This window comes from Helicobacter pylori SA221C (assembly GCF_000476855.1).
GTDB classification, from domain to species: domain Bacteria; phylum Campylobacterota; class Campylobacteria; order Campylobacterales; family Helicobacteraceae; genus Helicobacter; species Helicobacter pylori_DK.
On the sequence record NZ_CBPT010000007.1, the window covers coordinates 19055 to 34864 of the forward strand.

17 protein-coding genes and 1 pseudogene are annotated in these 15810 nt (G+C 38.0%); 14 read left to right on the forward strand and 4 right to left on the reverse strand.

Annotation, left to right across the window (positions count from 1 at the left end; all coding sequences use genetic code 11):
* Positions 1-16 precede the first annotated feature (16 nt).
* The 13 genes and pseudogenes from QU01_RS04620 to QU01_RS04680 all read left to right on the forward strand — a co-directional run bounded on the left by QU01_RS04620 (position 17) and on the right by QU01_RS04680 (position 11009).
* A complete protein-coding gene (locus tag QU01_RS04620; protein ID WP_033762543.1) occupies positions 17-235 on the forward strand; it encodes a hypothetical protein in 219 nt (72 codons plus the stop codon).
* A 112-nt stretch (positions 236-347) separates the two neighbouring features.
* Positions 348-1076 carry an EI24 domain-containing protein gene (locus tag QU01_RS04625; protein ID WP_033762544.1) on the forward strand — a complete coding sequence of 243 codons (729 nt, stop codon included), beginning with the start codon at positions 348-350 and terminating at the stop codon, positions 1074-1076.
* The gene (gene fliR, locus QU01_RS04630) at positions 1070-1837 is read left to right on the forward strand and encodes a flagellar biosynthetic protein FliR (RefSeq protein ID WP_033762546.1); all 768 of its coding nucleotides are present in this window, start codon (positions 1070-1072) and stop codon (positions 1835-1837) included. The genes QU01_RS04625 and fliR overlap by 7 nt, the downstream gene beginning before the upstream one ends.
* A 9-nt stretch (positions 1838-1846) precedes the next feature.
* The gene (locus tag QU01_RS04635; protein WP_033762547.1) at positions 1847-3022 is read left to right on the forward strand and encodes a molybdopterin molybdotransferase MoeA; all 1176 of its coding nucleotides are present in this window, start codon (positions 1847-1849) and stop codon (positions 3020-3022) included.
* Positions 3023-3082: 60 nt separating this feature from the next.
* Positions 3083-4174, forward strand: a complete 1092-nt coding sequence (gene prfB / locus QU01_RS04640) for a peptide chain release factor 2 (protein WP_033762548.1) — start codon at positions 3083-3085, stop codon at positions 4172-4174.
* A gap of 69 nt (positions 4175-4243) precedes the next feature.
* Positions 4244-4987, forward strand: coding sequence for a protein phosphatase CheZ (cheZ, locus tag QU01_RS04645; RefSeq protein WP_033762549.1), 744 nt, complete (start codon positions 4244-4246; stop codon positions 4985-4987).
* A 2-nt stretch (positions 4988-4989) separates the two neighbouring features.
* Entirely contained in the window at positions 4990-6270 is a 1281-nt protein-coding gene (locus QU01_RS04650; protein ID WP_033762550.1) for a peptidase U32 family protein, read from the forward strand.
* Between the two features lie 33 nt (positions 6271-6303).
* Complete coding sequence (locus QU01_RS04655; protein ID WP_033762551.1) at positions 6304-6567, forward strand: tetratricopeptide repeat protein; 264 nt, start codon at positions 6304-6306, stop codon at positions 6565-6567.
* The gene (locus QU01_RS04660; RefSeq protein ID WP_033762552.1) at positions 6558-7022 is read left to right on the forward strand and encodes a CiaD-like domain-containing protein; all 465 of its coding nucleotides are present in this window, start codon (positions 6558-6560) and stop codon (positions 7020-7022) included. Before QU01_RS04655 ends, QU01_RS04660 begins: the two co-directional genes overlap by 10 nt.
* A gap of 235 nt (positions 7023-7257) precedes the next feature.
* The gene (gene arsR, locus QU01_RS04665) at positions 7258-7935 is read left to right on the forward strand and encodes an acid response regulator transcription factor ArsR (RefSeq protein WP_000573732.1); all 678 of its coding nucleotides are present in this window, start codon (positions 7258-7260) and stop codon (positions 7933-7935) included.
* A gap of 25 nt (positions 7936-7960) precedes the next feature.
* A pseudogene (arsS, locus tag QU01_RS04670) lies at positions 7961-9330 on the forward strand (acid-sensing histidine kinase ArsS).
* Complete coding sequence (gene hemB, locus QU01_RS04675) at positions 9315-10286, forward strand: porphobilinogen synthase (protein WP_033762556.1); 972 nt, start codon at positions 9315-9317, stop codon at positions 10284-10286. The pseudogene arsS and the gene hemB overlap by 16 nt, the downstream one beginning before the upstream one ends.
* Entirely contained in the window at positions 10287-11009 is a 723-nt protein-coding gene (locus QU01_RS04680) for a YebC/PmpR family DNA-binding transcriptional regulator (RefSeq protein ID WP_000532088.1), read from the forward strand.
* A gap of 539 nt (positions 11010-11548) precedes the next feature.
* Here the strand turns inward: QU01_RS04680 and QU01_RS04690 are convergent.
* Positions 11549-12469: a tetratricopeptide repeat protein gene (locus tag QU01_RS04690; RefSeq protein ID WP_033762559.1), complete on the reverse strand. Its 921-nt coding sequence runs from the start codon at positions 12467-12469 to the stop codon at positions 11549-11551.
* A 162-nt stretch (positions 12470-12631) separates the two neighbouring features.
* Here QU01_RS04690 and rfaJ point away from each other — a divergent pair, with 162 nt between their 5' ends.
* Positions 12632-13735 (forward strand): HP0159 family lipopolysaccharide 1,6-glucosyltransferase, encoded by a 1104-nt coding sequence (gene rfaJ / locus QU01_RS04695; RefSeq protein WP_033762561.1) that lies wholly within the window; start codon positions 12632-12634, stop codon positions 13733-13735.
* Here the strand turns inward: rfaJ and QU01_RS04700 are convergent.
* Genes QU01_RS04700 through QU01_RS04710 form a run of 3 tightly spaced genes read right to left on the reverse strand, consistent with a single transcriptional unit; the run spans position 13732 to position 15805 of the window.
* On the reverse strand, positions 13732-14688 hold the full coding sequence (locus QU01_RS04700; RefSeq protein ID WP_000952271.1) for a PDC sensor domain-containing protein: 957 nt from the start codon (positions 14686-14688) through the stop codon (positions 13732-13734). The two genes, rfaJ and QU01_RS04700, sit on opposite strands and share 4 nt — an antisense overlap.
* Positions 14689-14709: 21 nt before the next feature.
* Entirely contained in the window at positions 14710-15198 is a 489-nt protein-coding gene (locus QU01_RS04705) for a shikimate kinase (RefSeq protein ID WP_001164289.1), read from the reverse strand.
* 4 nt (positions 15199-15202) lie between these two features.
* Positions 15203-15805, reverse strand: coding sequence for an AMIN domain-containing protein (locus QU01_RS04710; RefSeq protein WP_050579759.1), 603 nt, complete (start codon positions 15803-15805; stop codon positions 15203-15205).
* Between the last annotated feature and the right edge of the window lie 5 nt (positions 15806-15810).

Below are 15810 nucleotides of genomic sequence, written 5' to 3' on the forward strand. Positions count from 1 at the left end.
TTCAAAGTGGGTAAAAATGTTCGCCTCAGATGTTGTAATAATATTGATTATCTTTTTTGGTGTTAGTTTTATTCTTTTTGGAAAGGAAAAGAAAGATAAAAAGGGTTCAAAAATCCTCGATGCAATGATGAATATTATATTCGTAATTATTGTTGTATGTATTTTCCTTCCTTGGTTACCAATGTTATTAATTGATATATTTGGTTTTTTAGCATTGCATGTTATTCCATCTTAAATAACTTCTGTATTCTTGTAGTCAATCTCATATTGATAAGCTTACTATGTAAGATTAAGGGACTTTGCGCTTAAATTACCCCAACAAAGTGAGTTAAGAAGGATTTCAGGTTATGGTTTTGTCTTTATCTATCCTTAAAAAAAGCTTTAATGATTTTTTAAGCGTTAGAATGCTTTTAATCAATCTTGGCCCTATTCTTTTGAGTTTGGCGTTTTTTGGAGCTGTTTTTTACTACAATGGCGGGAGTATTGTGGGTTATTGCCAAACTTTATTACCGCAATCTTTAAGCGATTACTCTCATTCTCAAGGCTTTTTTGCTGGTGTGTTTGTTTGGGTTTTTAAAGCGTTAGTGTATTTTCTTATTTTTTGGATTGCGATTCTTTTGAGTTTAGTCATCAATATTTTTGCGTCTATTTTTTACACCCCTTTAGTGGTCTCTTATTTGCACCAAAAATATTATCCCCATGTCGTTTTAGAAGAATTTGGCTCTATCTTTTTTTCTATTAAATATTTTTTAAAATCGCTCGCTTTTATGCTTTTATTCTTAGCGGTTTTAACGCCCTTTTATTTCATTCCCTTTATAGGGGTCTTTGGGGTCTTTTTTTCTATAATCGCGCATTTTCTTTTTTTCAAAAACACCATGAGTTGGGATATAGCCAGCATGATTTTTAATCATCAAAGCTATCAAAACCTACTCAAACAACACCGGTTAAAGCATTATCGTTTCTCGTTTTTTTGCTATCTTTTTTCCTTAATCCCTTTTTTTAATTTTTTTGCTACTTTATTACAAACCCTTATGCTAGCGCACTACTTTTTTATCCTTAAAGAAAAAGAATGCTAGATTTTCTCCAAGAGCTTAGCACCCCCCATGTTAGGGATTTTTTCTTGTTGTTTTTAAGGGTTAGCGGCGTGTTATCTTTTTTCCCTTTTTTTGAAAACCATTTAGTGCCATTATCGGTGCGTGGGGCTTTGAGCTTGTATGTGAGCGCGATTTTTTACCCCACTTTAGAGTTTTCAAATGTTGCTTACACGCCAGAGGGTTTTATCATCGCTTGTTTATGCGAGCTGTTTTTAGGGGTGTGCGCGTCTATTTTTTTACAAATCGTCTTTGCAAGCTTAGTGTTTGCAACCGATAGCATCAGCTTTTCTATGGGGCTTACGATGGCGAGCGCGTATGATCCCATTTCAGGATCGCAAAAACCCATTGTGGGGCAAGCCCTTTTATTGTTAGCGATTTTAATTTTATTGGATTTATCGTTCCACCATCAAATCATTTTGTTTGTGGATCACAGCTTAAGAGCCGTCCCTTTAGGGCAATTTGTCTTTGAGCCAGCGTTAGCTAAAAACATCGTTAAAGCCTTTTCGCACTTGTTTGTCATAGGGTTTTCTATGGCGTTCCCTATTTTATGCTTGGTGTTATTGAGCGATATTATTTTTGGCATGATCATGAAAACCCACCCTCAATTCAACCTGCTCGCTATCGGGTTTCCGGTTAAAATTGCGATCGGGTTTGTGGGCATTATTTTAATCGCTTCGGCTATCATGGGGCGTTTTAAAGAAGAAATCAGCCTGGCCTTTAGCGTTATTAGCAAAATCTTTTAAAGGATAAACATGATTAGTTTTAAAGAAGCTCTAAAAATCCATTCTAGCATTCCCCTAAAACCCTTAGAAATAGAGGTTATTTCTTTGTTTGAAAGCACAGGGCGCGTTTTGGCAGAAGATATTATTTGCATTCACGCTTTGCCTAAATTCAATCAAAGCGCAATGGATGGCTATGGGTTTAAAATGCAGGATTTAGGCAAAAAAACTCAAGTCATTCAGCGCATCTTTGCCGGAGATGATGTGAGCGCTTTAGAAGTTAAAGAAAATGAATGCGTTAAAATCATGACTGGAGCGATGGTGCCAAAGGGAATAGAAACGATTATCCCTATAGAATGCATGCTAGAAAGCCATGAAAATTTTGCCCTAGCTCCCAAAGATTTTAAAATAAACGCCAATATCCGTCAAAAGGGCGAAAACGCTTCTTTAAACAGCGTGTTAGTCCCTAAAAATACCCGTTTGAATTATGGGCATATCGCGCTCATTGCCTCTCAAGGGTTCAAAGAAATCAAAGCGTTTAGGAAATTAAAAATCGCTCTCTTTAGCAGCGGCGATGAATTAGTGCCTTTAGGGCAGAACGCCCTAGAATGCCAAGTTTATGATGTGAATTCAGTGGGTGTTTTTAACATGCTTAAAAACTACAACACGCATTTTCTAGGGGTTTTAAAAGACGATAAAAATTTACAGCTTAAAATACTTGAATTGCAAGACTATGATGTCATCCTTTCAAGCGCGGGGGTGAGCGTAGGGGATAAAGACTTTTTTAAAGACGCCTTGAAAGAAAAAAACGCCCTTTTTTATTATGAAAAAGTCAATCTCAAACCTGGAAAACCGGTAACTTTAGCTAAGCTCAATCAAAGTATCATTATAGGTTTGCCGGGTAATCCTTTAAGTTGCTTAGTCGTTTTACGGATTTTGATTCTACCCTTATTGGAGCGCTTATCCTTAAATAAAGATTTTAAATTAAAACCCTTTAAGGCTCAAATCAATGCCCCTTTAAAGCTTAAAGGCGAACGCGTGCATTTAATTTTAGGCAACTATTCAAACCACCAATTCATTCCTTACAACGACAACCGCTATGAATCAGGAGCGATTCAAGCCCTCGCGCAAGTGGATTCTATCGCTTTGATTGATGAAGGAGTGGGGTTGGTTCAGGGCGAAATTGAAATTTTAAGGTTTGAAAATTAAAATGGCTTTTAACAATGCTATAATGACAAGTTCAAAACCCCACTCATAAAGGTTCTGTTTGTGGATAACTACACCTATAGCGAATTGTTAAAAAGCTTGCAAAACAAATGCGATAATATCGCTTTAATCATCAAGCCTGAAAAGATCAAGCAAGAATTAGAACGCATTGAAAAAGAGCAAGAAGATCCTAATTTTTGGCAAGATGTCTTAAAGGCTAGAGACACCAATAAAGAAAAAGTGCGCCTGAACCGCTTGCTAGAAACCTATCAAAAAACGAAAAATTCTTTAGATGAAAGCGTGGAATTGTTTGAACTCGCTCAAAACGATAACGATGAGGTTACTTTATCCTTGCTCTATGAAGAGGCCCCTGTTTTAGAGCATAGTGTGCAAAAAGTAGAAATTGAAATCATGTTAAGCGGTGAAAACGACGCCTCAAACGCTATTATCACCATTCAGCCTGGAGCGGGGGGGACGGAAAGCCAAGATTGGGCGAGTATTTTGTATCGCATGTATTTGAGATGGGCGGAAAGAAGGGGCTTTAAAAGCGAGATTTTAGACTATCAAGATGGCGAAGAAACGGGCATTAAAGGGGTCGCCTTTATCATTAAGGGCGAAAACGCTTATGGCTATTTGAAAAATGAAAATGGGGTGCATAGGCTTGTAAGGATTTCGCCCTTTGATGCGAACGCCAAACGGCACACGAGTTTTGCGAGCGTGCAAATTAGCCCTGAATTAGACGATGATATTGATATAGAAATTGATGAAAAAGATGTCCGTTATGATTATTACAGAGCCAGTGGGGCAGGCGGTCAGCATGTCAATAAAACAGAAAGCGCGGTTAGAATCACGCATTTCCCTACCGGTATTGTGGTGCAATGCCAAAACGACAGGAGCCAGCATAAAAACAAAGCGAGTGCGTTAAAAATGCTTAAATCCAAGCTTTATGAATTGGAATTAGAAAAGCAACAAAGCAACACCAAAAATGAAGAAAAAAGCGAGATCGGTTGGGGGCATCAAATAAGAAGCTATGTCCTAGCCCCCTACCAGCAAGTCAAAGACGCGCGCTCCAATATTGCTTATAGCAATGTGGAAGCGATACTAGACGGCGATATTGATGCGATTTTAGAGGGCGTTTTGATTGCTAAAGCTTAAGTGCGCTAAAATGACAGCTAGGAATTATGGTTAAAAACGCTTTTTAAAACCAATTGGCAAGGAACAACAATGACACAAGAAGAATTAGACGCTTTGATGAATGGTGGCGATTTAGAAAATTTGGAAGCCTTAGAGGCTAAAGAAGAGACTAAAGAAGAGGCTAAAGAGGAAGCTAAAGAGAAAGAAGAGTTTAAAGAATCCAAAGAAAGCTCTAGCCAAAAAATGACCGTCAAAAAAGAAGACGCTGAAAAATACGGCAAGATTAGCCCTAATGAATGGCCTCCCCCTCCCCCCACTGAAGAGCATAAGGTCGTGCATCAATTAGACGATGTTACAAGAGATTCTGAAGTGAAAGCCACGCAAATTTTTGATCAATTGGATTTGATCGGGGCTAGCGCTGAAAAGATCGCTAAAATGGTTAAAAAAATCCAAGAACCTTTGCAAAAACACCAAGAAATTTTTGACAATTTGCATGTGCATTTCCCACATGTTGAATCTTTTAAAACCGCGCTCAATGAGCAACAAGAAATCCTAAACGCCCTTAAGAGCATTGAAGAAGAAGCCACCAATTGCTCTGATAGCTCCATGCAAGCGATGGATATTATGCAGTTTCAAGACATCCACCGCCAAAAAATTGAACGAGTGGTCAATGTCATGCGAGCGCTCAGCCAATACATGAATTCGCTTTTTGAAGGCAAAATTGATGATTCTAAGCGCGTGAGTTCAGCGACTTTTATCACCGGCGATGACGATAAAGATTTAGCCAGCGCGGACGATATTGAAGCCTTGATCGCTTCTTTTGGAGCCAAGTAGTTTTGAACCAAGTTGAATTACTCTCTCCAGCCGGTAATTTAAAAAAACTTAAAATCGCTCTCAACTATGGGGCTGATGCGGTTTATGGGGGGGTGAGCCATTTTTCTTTACGCAATCGCGCCAGTAAAGAATTCACTTTAGAAACCTTTAAAGAAGGGATTGACTACGCCCATGCCTTGAATAAAAAAGTCTATGCGACCATCAATGGTTTCCCTTTCAATTCACAGCTCAAACTTTTAGAAGAACATATTTATAAAATGGCAGAGCTAAAACCAGACGCTTTCATTATCGCTGCGCCTGGTGTGGTGAAACTCGCTTTAAAAATCGCCCCGCATATCCCTGTCCATTTATCCACGCAAGCGAATGTCTTAAATTTGTTAGATGCGCAAGTGTTTTATGATTTAGGAGTCAAACGCATTGTGTGCGCTAGGGAATTGAGCCTGAATGATGCGATTGAAATTAAAAAAGCCTTACCCGATTTGGAATTAGAAATCTTTGTGCATGGGAGCATGTGTTTTGCCTTCTCAGGGCGTTGCTTGATTTCGGCTTTACAAAAGGGACGCGTGCCTAATAGAGGGAGTTGCGCGAACGATTGCCGGTTTGATTATGAATATTACGTGAAAAACCCTGATAACGGCGTGATGATGAGGTTGGTTGAAGAAGAGGGCGTAGGCACGCATATTTTTAACGCTAAAGATTTGAACCTTTCTGGCCATATCGCTGAAATTTTAAGTTCAAACGCCATTAGCGCGCTTAAGATTGAAGGGCGCACCAAGTCCAGTTACTACGCCGCGCAAACCACGCGCATCTATCGTTTAGCGGTTGATGATTTTTACCATAACACCTTAAAGCCGAGTTTTTATGCTAGCGAATTGAACACGCTTAAAAACAGGGGTTTTACGGACGGCTATTTGATGCGAAGGCCTTTTGAAAGGCTAGACACTCAAAACCACCAAACAGCCATTAGCGAAGGGGATTTTCAAGTCAATGGCGAAATAACCGAAGACGGGCGTTTTTTTGCATGCAAATTCACCACCACCACTAACATAGCTTATGAAATCATCGCTCCCAAAAATGCGGCTATCACGCCCATAGTCAATGAAATTGGCAAGATTTATACCTTTGAAAAACGCTCTTATTTAGTGCTGTATAAAATCCTTTTAGAAAATAACACCGAGTTAGAAACTATCCATAGTGGGAATGTGAATTTAGTGCGACTGCCCGCACCCTTACCGGCTTTTAGTTTTTTGCGCACCCAAGTAGAGTCTAAAAATGGCGTTTAGAGATTAGGTATTACAAACGATTAAGAGAAACGCATGCCCTTAGAAACTATCACGCTCGCTCATATTTACGAAGAACAAGGGTTTTTTGAAGAAGCGTTGCAAATTTATACTAATATTTTAAACAAAACCCCTGACCATGCAGAGGCGTTAAAGCAAATGAAGCGTTTGGAAAAAATCCAAAAAAATCTCGCTCCTTTCAAAAACGATGCATTGTTAGAGCGGCACTATTTAAATTTTATCAAAGGGGATTTTTTGAGCGTTGAGAATTTAGAAAAATGGCTGGTAGAATGGAATTGAAAAACATTATTTCAGAAACCCTTAATGAAATTGAAAAAATGGCTCAAACCATTGATGATGGTTTTAATACGGCGCAAAGAACGCCCTCTTTTTTCAAAACACCCCCCTATTTGCAAAACACCCCAAACCCTAAAAATGCTAACACCCCTTTAGAGCCAAAAAACGCTGCTAAAATAGAAACGCAAGAAAAAATCGCAGAAGAAAAAGAAGAAGATGTGCCAGAAATCATTATAGAAGAAATCACGCAAGAAAACCCCACGCAAGCACCAATTTCAAACGAGCGGGTTTTTTTAAAAAATTTATTAGAGAGAACCTTAGTGTTGTTTCAAGGCATGCAAGCTTTAGAAGAAAAAGACGCCATGAAGCGTTTGGATTTAGTGGCGCGTTTCTTGCAATACCAATTGAGCGTGCTTGAAAAACGATTGGAATCTTTGGAGCGAGAAAACACAGAGTGAAAAACGATCAAAGGAATTTTTTAAAAACATTAAAAAATAAGGCTTTAATTTTTAATATTCCATGAAAACAAAGCCTTAAATTTCTATTAATAACTATGATAATGTTTTGAATTTTTATTTTTAAGACATCTTTAAGGTATCTTTAGTAATAAAATGCTAGAATTAGTCCCTTAAAACATTAACAAAGTTAATCGTTTTTAAAGTTGCAGAAATCATTGAAGGAGTTAATTGAAGTATGATAGAAGTTTTAATGATAGAAGATGATATAGAATTAGCCGAGTTTTTGAGCGAGTTTTTGCTCCAACATGGCATTCATGTAACCAATTACGATGAGCCCTATACCGGTCTTAGTGCGGCTAACACACAAAATTATGATTTGTTGTTGTTGGATTTAACTTTGCCTAATTTGGACGGGCTTGAAGTGTGTAGGCGCATCTCCAAACAAAAACATATCCCTATTATTATTTCTTCAGCAAGAAGCGATGTGGAAGACAAGATTAAAGCGCTAGATTATGGGGCTGATGATTACCTCCCTAAACCCTATGATCCTAAAGAATTATTAGCTCGCATCCAATCCTTACTTAGGCGTTCTCATAAAAAAGAAGAAGTGAGTGAGCCAGGCGATGCGAATATCTTTAGGGTAGATAAGGATAGCCGAGAAGTGTATATGCATGAAAAAAAGCTAGACTTAACTAGGGCTGAATATGAAATCCTTTCGCTTCTCATTAGCAAAAAAGGTTATGTGTTTAGCCGTGAAAGCATTGCAATTGAGAGCGAGAGCATCAACCCTGAAAGCTCTAATAAAAGCATTGATGTGATCATTGGCCGTTTGCGATCTAAGATTGAAAAAAATCCTAAACAACCGCAATACATCATCTCTGTTAGAGGGATTGGTTATAAATTAGAATACTGATATTCTAATAAGGAGTTAAGGGGTTTTGCGTTTCTCTATCTTTTTTAAAGTTGTCGCTTTGTTTATGATAACGCTCTTTAGTTTTGGAGCGTTCGCTTACTATTTCGTGTCTTCTCAAATCAGTCACGAAAACTATCAAAACGAAATGCGCCATTATCAGTTTGTTACCACTATCAATGAAATTTTAAACAACTACTCTGATTACAGGGCCATAGAAGATTACCTCTATAAAATTGGTTTTAGAGAAACCACAATAGAAAATTTAGAAAAGGTTTTAGCCAAAAGACGCCACCAGTTGCACCACAGAAATATTGGGTATGCTGAAGTGTTTAAATTCAGCGATATGGTTTTTATCCTTTTAAAAAAGGATGAGCATTTTGTGCTCTATAAAGATTTGCATTCGGTTTCTTATAGGAATTATTTCTTGGCTATTACGGTGGGTTTATTATTGATTTTATTCCTCTTTTTATTCGTTTTGCAGAGTTTATTGCCCTTAAGAGAGTTGAGATCTCAAGTGAAACGCTTCGCTCAAGGGGATAAAAGCGTGAGTTGTAAAAGCAAGCAAAAAGATGAAATAGGGGATTTGGCTAACGAATTTGACAATTGCGTCCAAAAAATCAATGCGATGAATGAATCTCGGATTTTGTTTTTGCGCTCTATCATGCATGAATTGCGCACCCCTATCACTAAGGGCAAAATACTAAGCTCTATGCTCAAAGAAGAGCTGTCTTACAAGCGCTTTACATCTATATTTGATCACTTGAACATGTTGATTGAGCAATTTGCCCGCATTGAGCAGCTCGCTTCCAAAAATTACGGGAGCAATAAAGAAAAATTTTTAATGAGCGATTTGATAGACAAGATTGAAAAAATGCTTTTAATTGATGAGGATAAAGAAAGCCCCATCCATGTGTCCTCTTCCAATTACATTATTGAAGCGGATTTTGAATTGTTTGCTATAGCGTTAAAAAACATGGTAGATAATGCGATCAAATACAGCGATGACAAACAGGTGTTTTTGGATTTCATAGGGAATAATTTAGTGGTGTCCAATAAAAGCAAACCTTTAAAAGAAGATTTTGAAAAGTATTTGCAACCCTACTTTAAATCTTCTAACCCCAGCCAAGCCCATGGTTTTGGGTTAGGCATGTATATCATTAAAAACGCTTTAGAGGCTATGGGATTGAATTTGAGCTATCATTATGGCAATGGAAGAATTTGTTTCACTATCCATGATTGCGTTTTTAATAGTTTTTACGATTTAGAAGAGGATAATGAAGAGCTACCCCCCCCCCCCCCGAAAATTTGAGAGAGGTGAGCGGAATGAAGGGGATAGAAAAAGCCAATTGTGGGGTTAAAGAAAAACAAAAAGAGAGAACATGTTCAAACGATTGAGAAGATTACGAAGTAGCGAAAACTTAAGGGCGATGTTAAGAGAAACGCGCCTAAATATTGATGATTTCATCGCTCCCTTATTTGTCATAGAAAGCGATAGTTATATTAAAAATGAAATCAGCTCCATGCCCGGCGTGTATCAAATGAGCATGGAGTCTCTTTTAAAAGAATGCGAAGAATTAGTGGATTTAGGCGTCAAAGCCGTTTTATTGTTTGGCATTCCTAAACATAAGGACGCTACAGGAAGCCATGCGTTAAATAAGGATCACATTGTCGCAAAAGCTACGAGAGAAATTAAAAAACGATTTAAGGATTTGATTGTTATAGCGGATTTGTGTTTTTGCGAATACACCGACCATGGGCATTGCGGGATTTTAGAAAACGATTCTGTGTCTAACGATAAAACGCTAGAGATTTTAAATCTTCAAGGGCTTATTTTGGCTGAAAGCGGTGTGGATATTCTAGCCCCAAGCAACATGATGGATGGGAATGTTTTAAGCTTGAGAAAAGTGCTCAATAACGCCGGCTATACCCACACGCCCATCATGAGCTATTCCACTAAATTTGCGAGCAGCTACTATGGGCCTTTTAGAGATGCGGCAAACTCTGCACCGAGTTTTGGCGATCGCAAAAGCTACCAAATGGATTACGCTAATCAAAAAGAAGCGCTTTTAGAAAGTTTAGAAGATGAAAAACAGGGCGCGGATATTTTAATGGTGAAACCGGCTTTGGCGTATTTGGATATTGTTAAAGAAATTAGAGATCACACTTTGCTCCCTTTAGCGCTCTATAACGTGAGTGGGGAATACGCCATGCTCAAACTCGCGCAACAACACAACCTCATCAACTATGAAAGCGTTTTATTAGAAACGATGACTTGTTTTAAAAGAGCGGGAGCGGATATGATTATCAGCTATCATGCTAAAGAAGTGGCTAACTTATTACAAAGGAATTGAATGGGACGAGCGTTTGAATACAGAAGAGCGGCTAAAGAAAAACGATGGGATAAGATGAGCAAGGTTTTCCCCAAGCTGGCTAAAGCGATCACTCTAGCGGCAAAAGATGGCGGGAGCGAGCCGGACACGAACGCCAAACTGCGAACAGCGATTTTAAACGCTAAAGCGCAAAACATGCCTAAAGACAATATTGATGCGGCGATTAAAAGAGCGAGCAGTAAAGAGGGGAATTTGAGCGAAATCACTTATGAGGGTAAGGCGAATTTTGGCGTGCTAATCATCATGGAATGCATGACTGATAACCCCACTAGAACGATCGCCAACCTTAAAAGCTACTTCAACAAAACGCAAGGAGCGAGCATCGTGCCTAATGGCTCTTTAGAGTTTATGTTTAATAGAAAAAGCGTGTTTGAATGCTTGAAAAATGAAGTGGAAAATTTAAAACTCAGCCTAGAAGATTTAGAATTCGCTCTCATTGATTATGGCTTGGAAGAATTAGAAGAAGTGGGAGACAAGATTATTATTAGAGGGGATTATAACAGTTTCAAGCTCTTAAATGAGGGGTTTGAAAGCTTGAAATTGCCTATTTTAAAAGCGGGTTTGCAACGCATCGCCACAACGCCCATTGAATTGAATGACGAACAAATGGAGCTTACCGAAAAGTTACTGGACAGGATTGAAGACGATGATGATGTGGTCGCGCTTTATACCAATATTGAGTGAAATGCAAAAAGACTCAAAGTATTTTTTAACAATGAAAACCAACAAAAAGTTTTGTTGTTATAAGCTTGTAAAATCCTATAAAGAGTTATAAAAACTCCGTTTTTATTGGATTTTAACCTTATTTTATTGAATAAAGGTTTTTGTTTTGTTCAAATATGAAAGCTTTATTCAATATTCTTTTTTAAAAAACTTGTTTTTAAGCTTTTTTTATAGTTAATTTTTATTTTGTGGTGAAGTTAGTTCTTAAAGCGGATAGGGGGATTTTGAAACAACACCCCCTTTTTTTAACCCCATTAAATCCCCTAAAGAAGCGCTTTAAAAAATTATCGCTTGTGTCTTGTGTGAGCTCTTTTATATTTATTTTAAAAGGCCTTTGAGTATTTTCATTATCAATATGAGAATAAATCCAAACCCTAAATTTGTAGATTTTTATTGCATTCTCAATTTTCATCAATAGAGAAGATTAATCCCTATTTGATAACAAGAGAATAGAAAGATTTCTATAAGATGAGTTTTAATGATTAGCCCTAAACTTTAGCTTATTGCGTATTATCTTGCGTGTCGTTTTGTGCGTCATCTTGCAAATCATCAGACTTCTTGCCAATCACTTCTTCTAACACTTTACAGCTACCACTAAAGCCTAGAGTGCAACCTTTCTTATAATATGAAATGGCTTTATCTAAATCCTTTGGAGTGCCCTTACCGGTGTAATACATCACCGCCACATTATGACAACCGCTCCCCTCTTTTAAAGAACAACCCTTTTTATAAAGATTCAAGGCTTGCTCTCCATTTTGTTTGACATCCATACCGACTTCATACATGTATCCCAAGCTCACGCAACTCGCTCCGTCTTTTAAATGGCACCCTCTTTTAAAATTCGTAAGGGCTTTTTTCAAATCCTTCTGTACGCCTTTGGCGTTCCTATACATATACCCTACAAAGTTACAACTAATGCCGTAATTCAAACTGCAAGCGTATTTAGAAAGAGAAAGGGCTTTGGCATAATTTTGCTTAACGCCCGTGCCATTAAAATACATAAAACCTAAACTCCCGCAGCTCACCCCACCCTTTAAGTGGCACCCTCTCCTGTAATAATAGATAGCCTTTGGAAGATTTTTTTGAACGCCATCACCATCTTCATACATAGAGCCTAGACTCGCGCAAGCGAGATGATCCCTTAAATTACACCCTCTTCTGTAATAAAAAACAGCTTTTGTGGTATTTTGATCCACGCCATCGCCATCTTCATACATAGAACCCAAGCTCGTGCAACTCACCCCCACTCTCAAGTTGCAGCTCCTCTTATAAAACGCCACCGCTTTATGGTAATTCCCTTTCTTAAGGGCTTGATTGGCCATCTTAAAATATTTCTCACCGGTTTGAGCCACCAAATGACTAAGACAGCCTGCCATTAAAAACAAAATAAAAAACCACTTTTTAGTCCAACTCTTTATCATCTCATTCCTTACAAAACTAAGCCAAAGCTCACACAAAGAAAAATCAGTAAAACCCCAATCTAATTGGTTATTAATTGGTTATTATAGTATAATATTGTCAAAAAATAAATTCAACTTTGGATTAAATTTAATTAAAAACCTATTTTAGGAAAACCACTTAAAATGAGTATTATTATTCCTATTGCCATCGCTTTTGACAATCATTATGCCATTCCGGCTGGCGTGAGCCTGTATTCCATGCTAGCTTGCGCTAAAACAGAACGCCATGATAAAAAACTTTTTTATAAAATCCACTGCCTGGTGGATAACTTAAGCCTTGAAAACCAGCGCAAACTCAAAGAGACTCTAGCCCCCTTTAGCGCTTTTATGAGCGTGGATTTTTTAGACATTTCAACCCCCAATCTTCACACCACTTCAATAGAACCCTCTGTAATTGATAAAATCCATGAAGCTTTTTTGCAACTCAATATTTACGCTAAGACTCGCTTTTCTAAAATGGTCATGTGCCGTTTGTTTTTGGCTTCTTTATTCTTGCAATACGACAAAATTATCATGTTTGATGCAGACACTTTGTTTTTAAACGATGTGAGCGGAAGTTTTTTTATCCCGCTAGATGGTTATTATTTTGGAGCGGCTAAAGATTTTGCTTCCGATAAAAGCCCTAAACATTTTCAAATAGCGCGAGAAAAAGACCCTCGTCAAGCCTTTTCCCTTTATGAGCATTACCTTAATGAAAGCGATATGCAAATCATCTATGAAAGCAATTATAACGCCGGGTTTTTAGTCGTGAATTTAAAGCTGTGGCGTGCTGATCATTTAGAAGAACGCTTACTCAATTTAGCCCATCAAAAAGGCCAGTGCGTGTTTTACCCTGAACAGGATCTTTTAACGCTCGCATGCTATCAAAAAGTTTTAATCTTGCCTTATATTTATAACACCCACCCTTTCATGGCCAATCAAAAACGCTTCATCCCTAACAAAAAAGAAATCGTCATGCTGCATTTTTATTTTGTAGGAAAACCTTGGGTTTTACCTACTTCTTTATATTCTAAAGAATGGCATGAGATTCTTTTAAAAACCCCTTTTTATGCTGAATATTCCGTGAAATTCCTCAAACAAATGACAGAATGTTTAAGCCTTAAAGACAAACAAAAAACCTTTGAATTTCTTGCCCCCTTACTCAACCCAAAAACCCTTTTAGAATATGTCTTTTTTAGATTGAATAGGATTTTCAAACGCTTAAAAGAAAAATTTTTTAACTCTTAGCGTTCTCGTTTGGGCAACACGCTATAGGCGAATTTAACATAAATCGCTAAACTGATCAAAAGCACCGCCACGCCAACAGCCAAATACACCGCATAAGTGATTTTATCCGGTTCGCTCACGCTGAATTTAAACACCAACATTAACGCTTCAATGGCTAATGCGATAATGATAGATCCTAAAAACCTGATCATCGTGCGGTGGATCGCATGGTGGTTGTCCCCGCTATTTTTACCCAACACTTCCTCTTCAAAAATCGCCTTGACCAGATCAAAGGTGGCTAAGGCTAGGGTTAAAAGCACAATGGGGTGGAACACTTCTTTAATGTCAAAGCTGCTAAAATTGACAATCGCTGTCCAAAAGCTAGAAATGCATTTCACAAATAAAAGCAACGACACTAAAGTGAGCATGATAGAAATCATAAAATACATGACCATGCTCCCTTCGCTAAAGGTCCTGAAATACTTTGAAGGCGAGCTGATTTCAATCGCCACCCTCAAAGGGATTTGCAAGCACACCACAAACGCCAAATCGTTATTTTGATCATACACCGGGTAAGACGCGCTCACTACTAAATGGTTTCCTTTTTTAGAAGGATAGGGGTCCGTTAAAATGCAACGCTTTTCACTCACGGCTTGATAAAAATAATACTTATCGCTAAAACTGGCATGCGATTCTAGTTCAATCCCTTCTGTTAAATCATGCTCTAATATCCCTTCCTTATGCCCTTCCTCTTTAAGTTGGCTTGGCTTAAGAATGAGCATGCCCTTAGCGTCTAACACAAAAAAACTTTTTGCCATTTTGATTTCAGCATGCATTTTTCTGATCTGTTTGTTTAAATAATCCAAAGTGATTTCAGGAAGGTGGTTGCGGATATTGTGCGAAAACAAATAGGTAAGATAAGCGTATAACTCAGTGCGGATCTTGGAATATTGGACAATGTCTCTACTTAACATCAAAAGGCCTTTAAAAAAAATTTATGCGATGAATTGTAGCACTTGTTTTAAAGAATTATTTAAACCACCCCTTGCATCAATGATGAAGGAGGCGTTTTTTTCATAGAGGGCTTGGCGTTTTTCAAAAAGCTCTTTGGCTTGAGTGAGATCATTCAAAAGGGGGCGTTTTTCCCTTTCTTTTTGATTCAAACGCTTAATCAAGGTCTCAAAATCCATTTTGAGATAAAAAGTTGTGCCTAAACCCTTAAGATTTTCATGCATCACAATGCCCCCACCGGTAGAAATAACATGGGGGGTTTTGAGCGTTTTTAATTCATCAATCAAATTTTTTTCAAACATCCTGAAATTGTCTTCGCCAAGCTCTTCAAAAATCTCCCTCACGCTCAAGCCCACCCTTTCGCTAATGATCATATCCGTATCCAGCACTTCTAATTTCAAAGCCAGCCCCAATTCTTGCGCTAGAGAGCTTTTACCGCTCCCCATAAAACCGATTAAGACTAAATGCTGCATGCTTTTATTTCAATTGTAATTCATACGCCCCGTTTTTTTCTTCCAAAAGATAGCGGTATTTCCCGTCTAAAATGAGCGTGATGCGGTAATAATCTTTGTGCGTGCCGACTTTAATGTGAGAAAAAAACTTCTGGTTTAAATCCATGTTTTGATAAATATCCAAAGGGCCTTTTTGCGTGTCTAACACGATTCTATAAGGATTGACTAGCACAAAAGAACGCAAAATTTTATAAGGGGAACGCAAAATCATCGTGTTGTTTGCCATTAAAAAATCAAAATCTTGGATCTGGTAGCGTTTTTCAAAGGGGGTTTGATTAAGGGTCTGTTGGGAAAGTTTTAAGGGGTAGTGCCAATCAATGCTTTTATCAATACCCACGACTTTAGAATGGATAGAGCCATCAATATCCTGGTAAGTGAGCGTGATTTTTTTTAAGATTCTAGCGCTCGTGGGCAAATCCACATGGATTTCTTTGAGGTAGTCATCATAGATCCCGCTAAAGCCCCCTTGCAAATTCTTGGAATTGATTTCAGGCTCAAAAGGGTTATCTCTGGCTAATAAGACGCTTAAAACCACCACCAAACCTATCATCTTTTTTAACACTACCATTTCCT

Excerpts from the sequence above, each read along its gene's own strand:
- QU01_RS04620 (WP_033762543.1), top strand. The coding sequence starts at position 17 with ATGTTCGCCTCAGATGTTGTAATAATATTGATTATCTTTTTTGGTGTT.
- QU01_RS04625 (WP_033762544.1), top strand. The coding sequence starts at position 348 with ATGGTTTTGTCTTTATCTATCCTTAAAAAAAGCTTTAATGATTTTTTA.
- fliR (WP_033762546.1), top strand. The coding sequence starts at position 1,070 with ATGCTAGATTTTCTCCAAGAGCTTAGCACCCCCCATGTTAGGGATTTT.
- QU01_RS04635 (WP_033762547.1), top strand. The coding sequence starts at position 1,847 with ATGATTAGTTTTAAAGAAGCTCTAAAAATCCATTCTAGCATTCCCCTA.
- cheZ (WP_033762549.1), top strand. The coding sequence starts at position 4,244 with ATGACACAAGAAGAATTAGACGCTTTGATGAATGGTGGCGATTTAGAA.
- QU01_RS04655 (WP_033762551.1), top strand. The coding sequence starts at position 6,304 with ATGCCCTTAGAAACTATCACGCTCGCTCATATTTACGAAGAACAAGGG.
- QU01_RS04660 (WP_033762552.1), top strand. The coding sequence starts at position 6,558 with ATGGAATTGAAAAACATTATTTCAGAAACCCTTAATGAAATTGAAAAA.
- arsR (WP_000573732.1), top strand. The coding sequence starts at position 7,258 with ATGATAGAAGTTTTAATGATAGAAGATGATATAGAATTAGCCGAGTTT.
- hemB (WP_033762556.1), top strand. The coding sequence starts at position 9,315 with ATGTTCAAACGATTGAGAAGATTACGAAGTAGCGAAAACTTAAGGGCG.
- QU01_RS04680 (WP_000532088.1), top strand. The coding sequence starts at position 10,287 with ATGGGACGAGCGTTTGAATACAGAAGAGCGGCTAAAGAAAAACGATGG.
- QU01_RS04690 (WP_033762559.1), bottom strand. The coding sequence starts at position 12,469 with ATGATAAAGAGTTGGACTAAAAAGTGGTTTTTTATTTTGTTTTTAATG.
- rfaJ (WP_033762561.1), top strand. The coding sequence starts at position 12,632 with ATGAGTATTATTATTCCTATTGCCATCGCTTTTGACAATCATTATGCC.
- QU01_RS04700 (WP_000952271.1), bottom strand. The coding sequence starts at position 14,688 with ATGTTAAGTAGAGACATTGTCCAATATTCCAAGATCCGCACTGAGTTA.
- QU01_RS04705 (WP_001164289.1), bottom strand. The coding sequence starts at position 15,198 with ATGCAGCATTTAGTCTTAATCGGTTTTATGGGGAGCGGTAAAAGCTCT.
- QU01_RS04710 (WP_050579759.1), bottom strand. The coding sequence starts at position 15,805 with ATGGTAGTGTTAAAAAAGATGATAGGTTTGGTGGTGGTTTTAAGCGTC.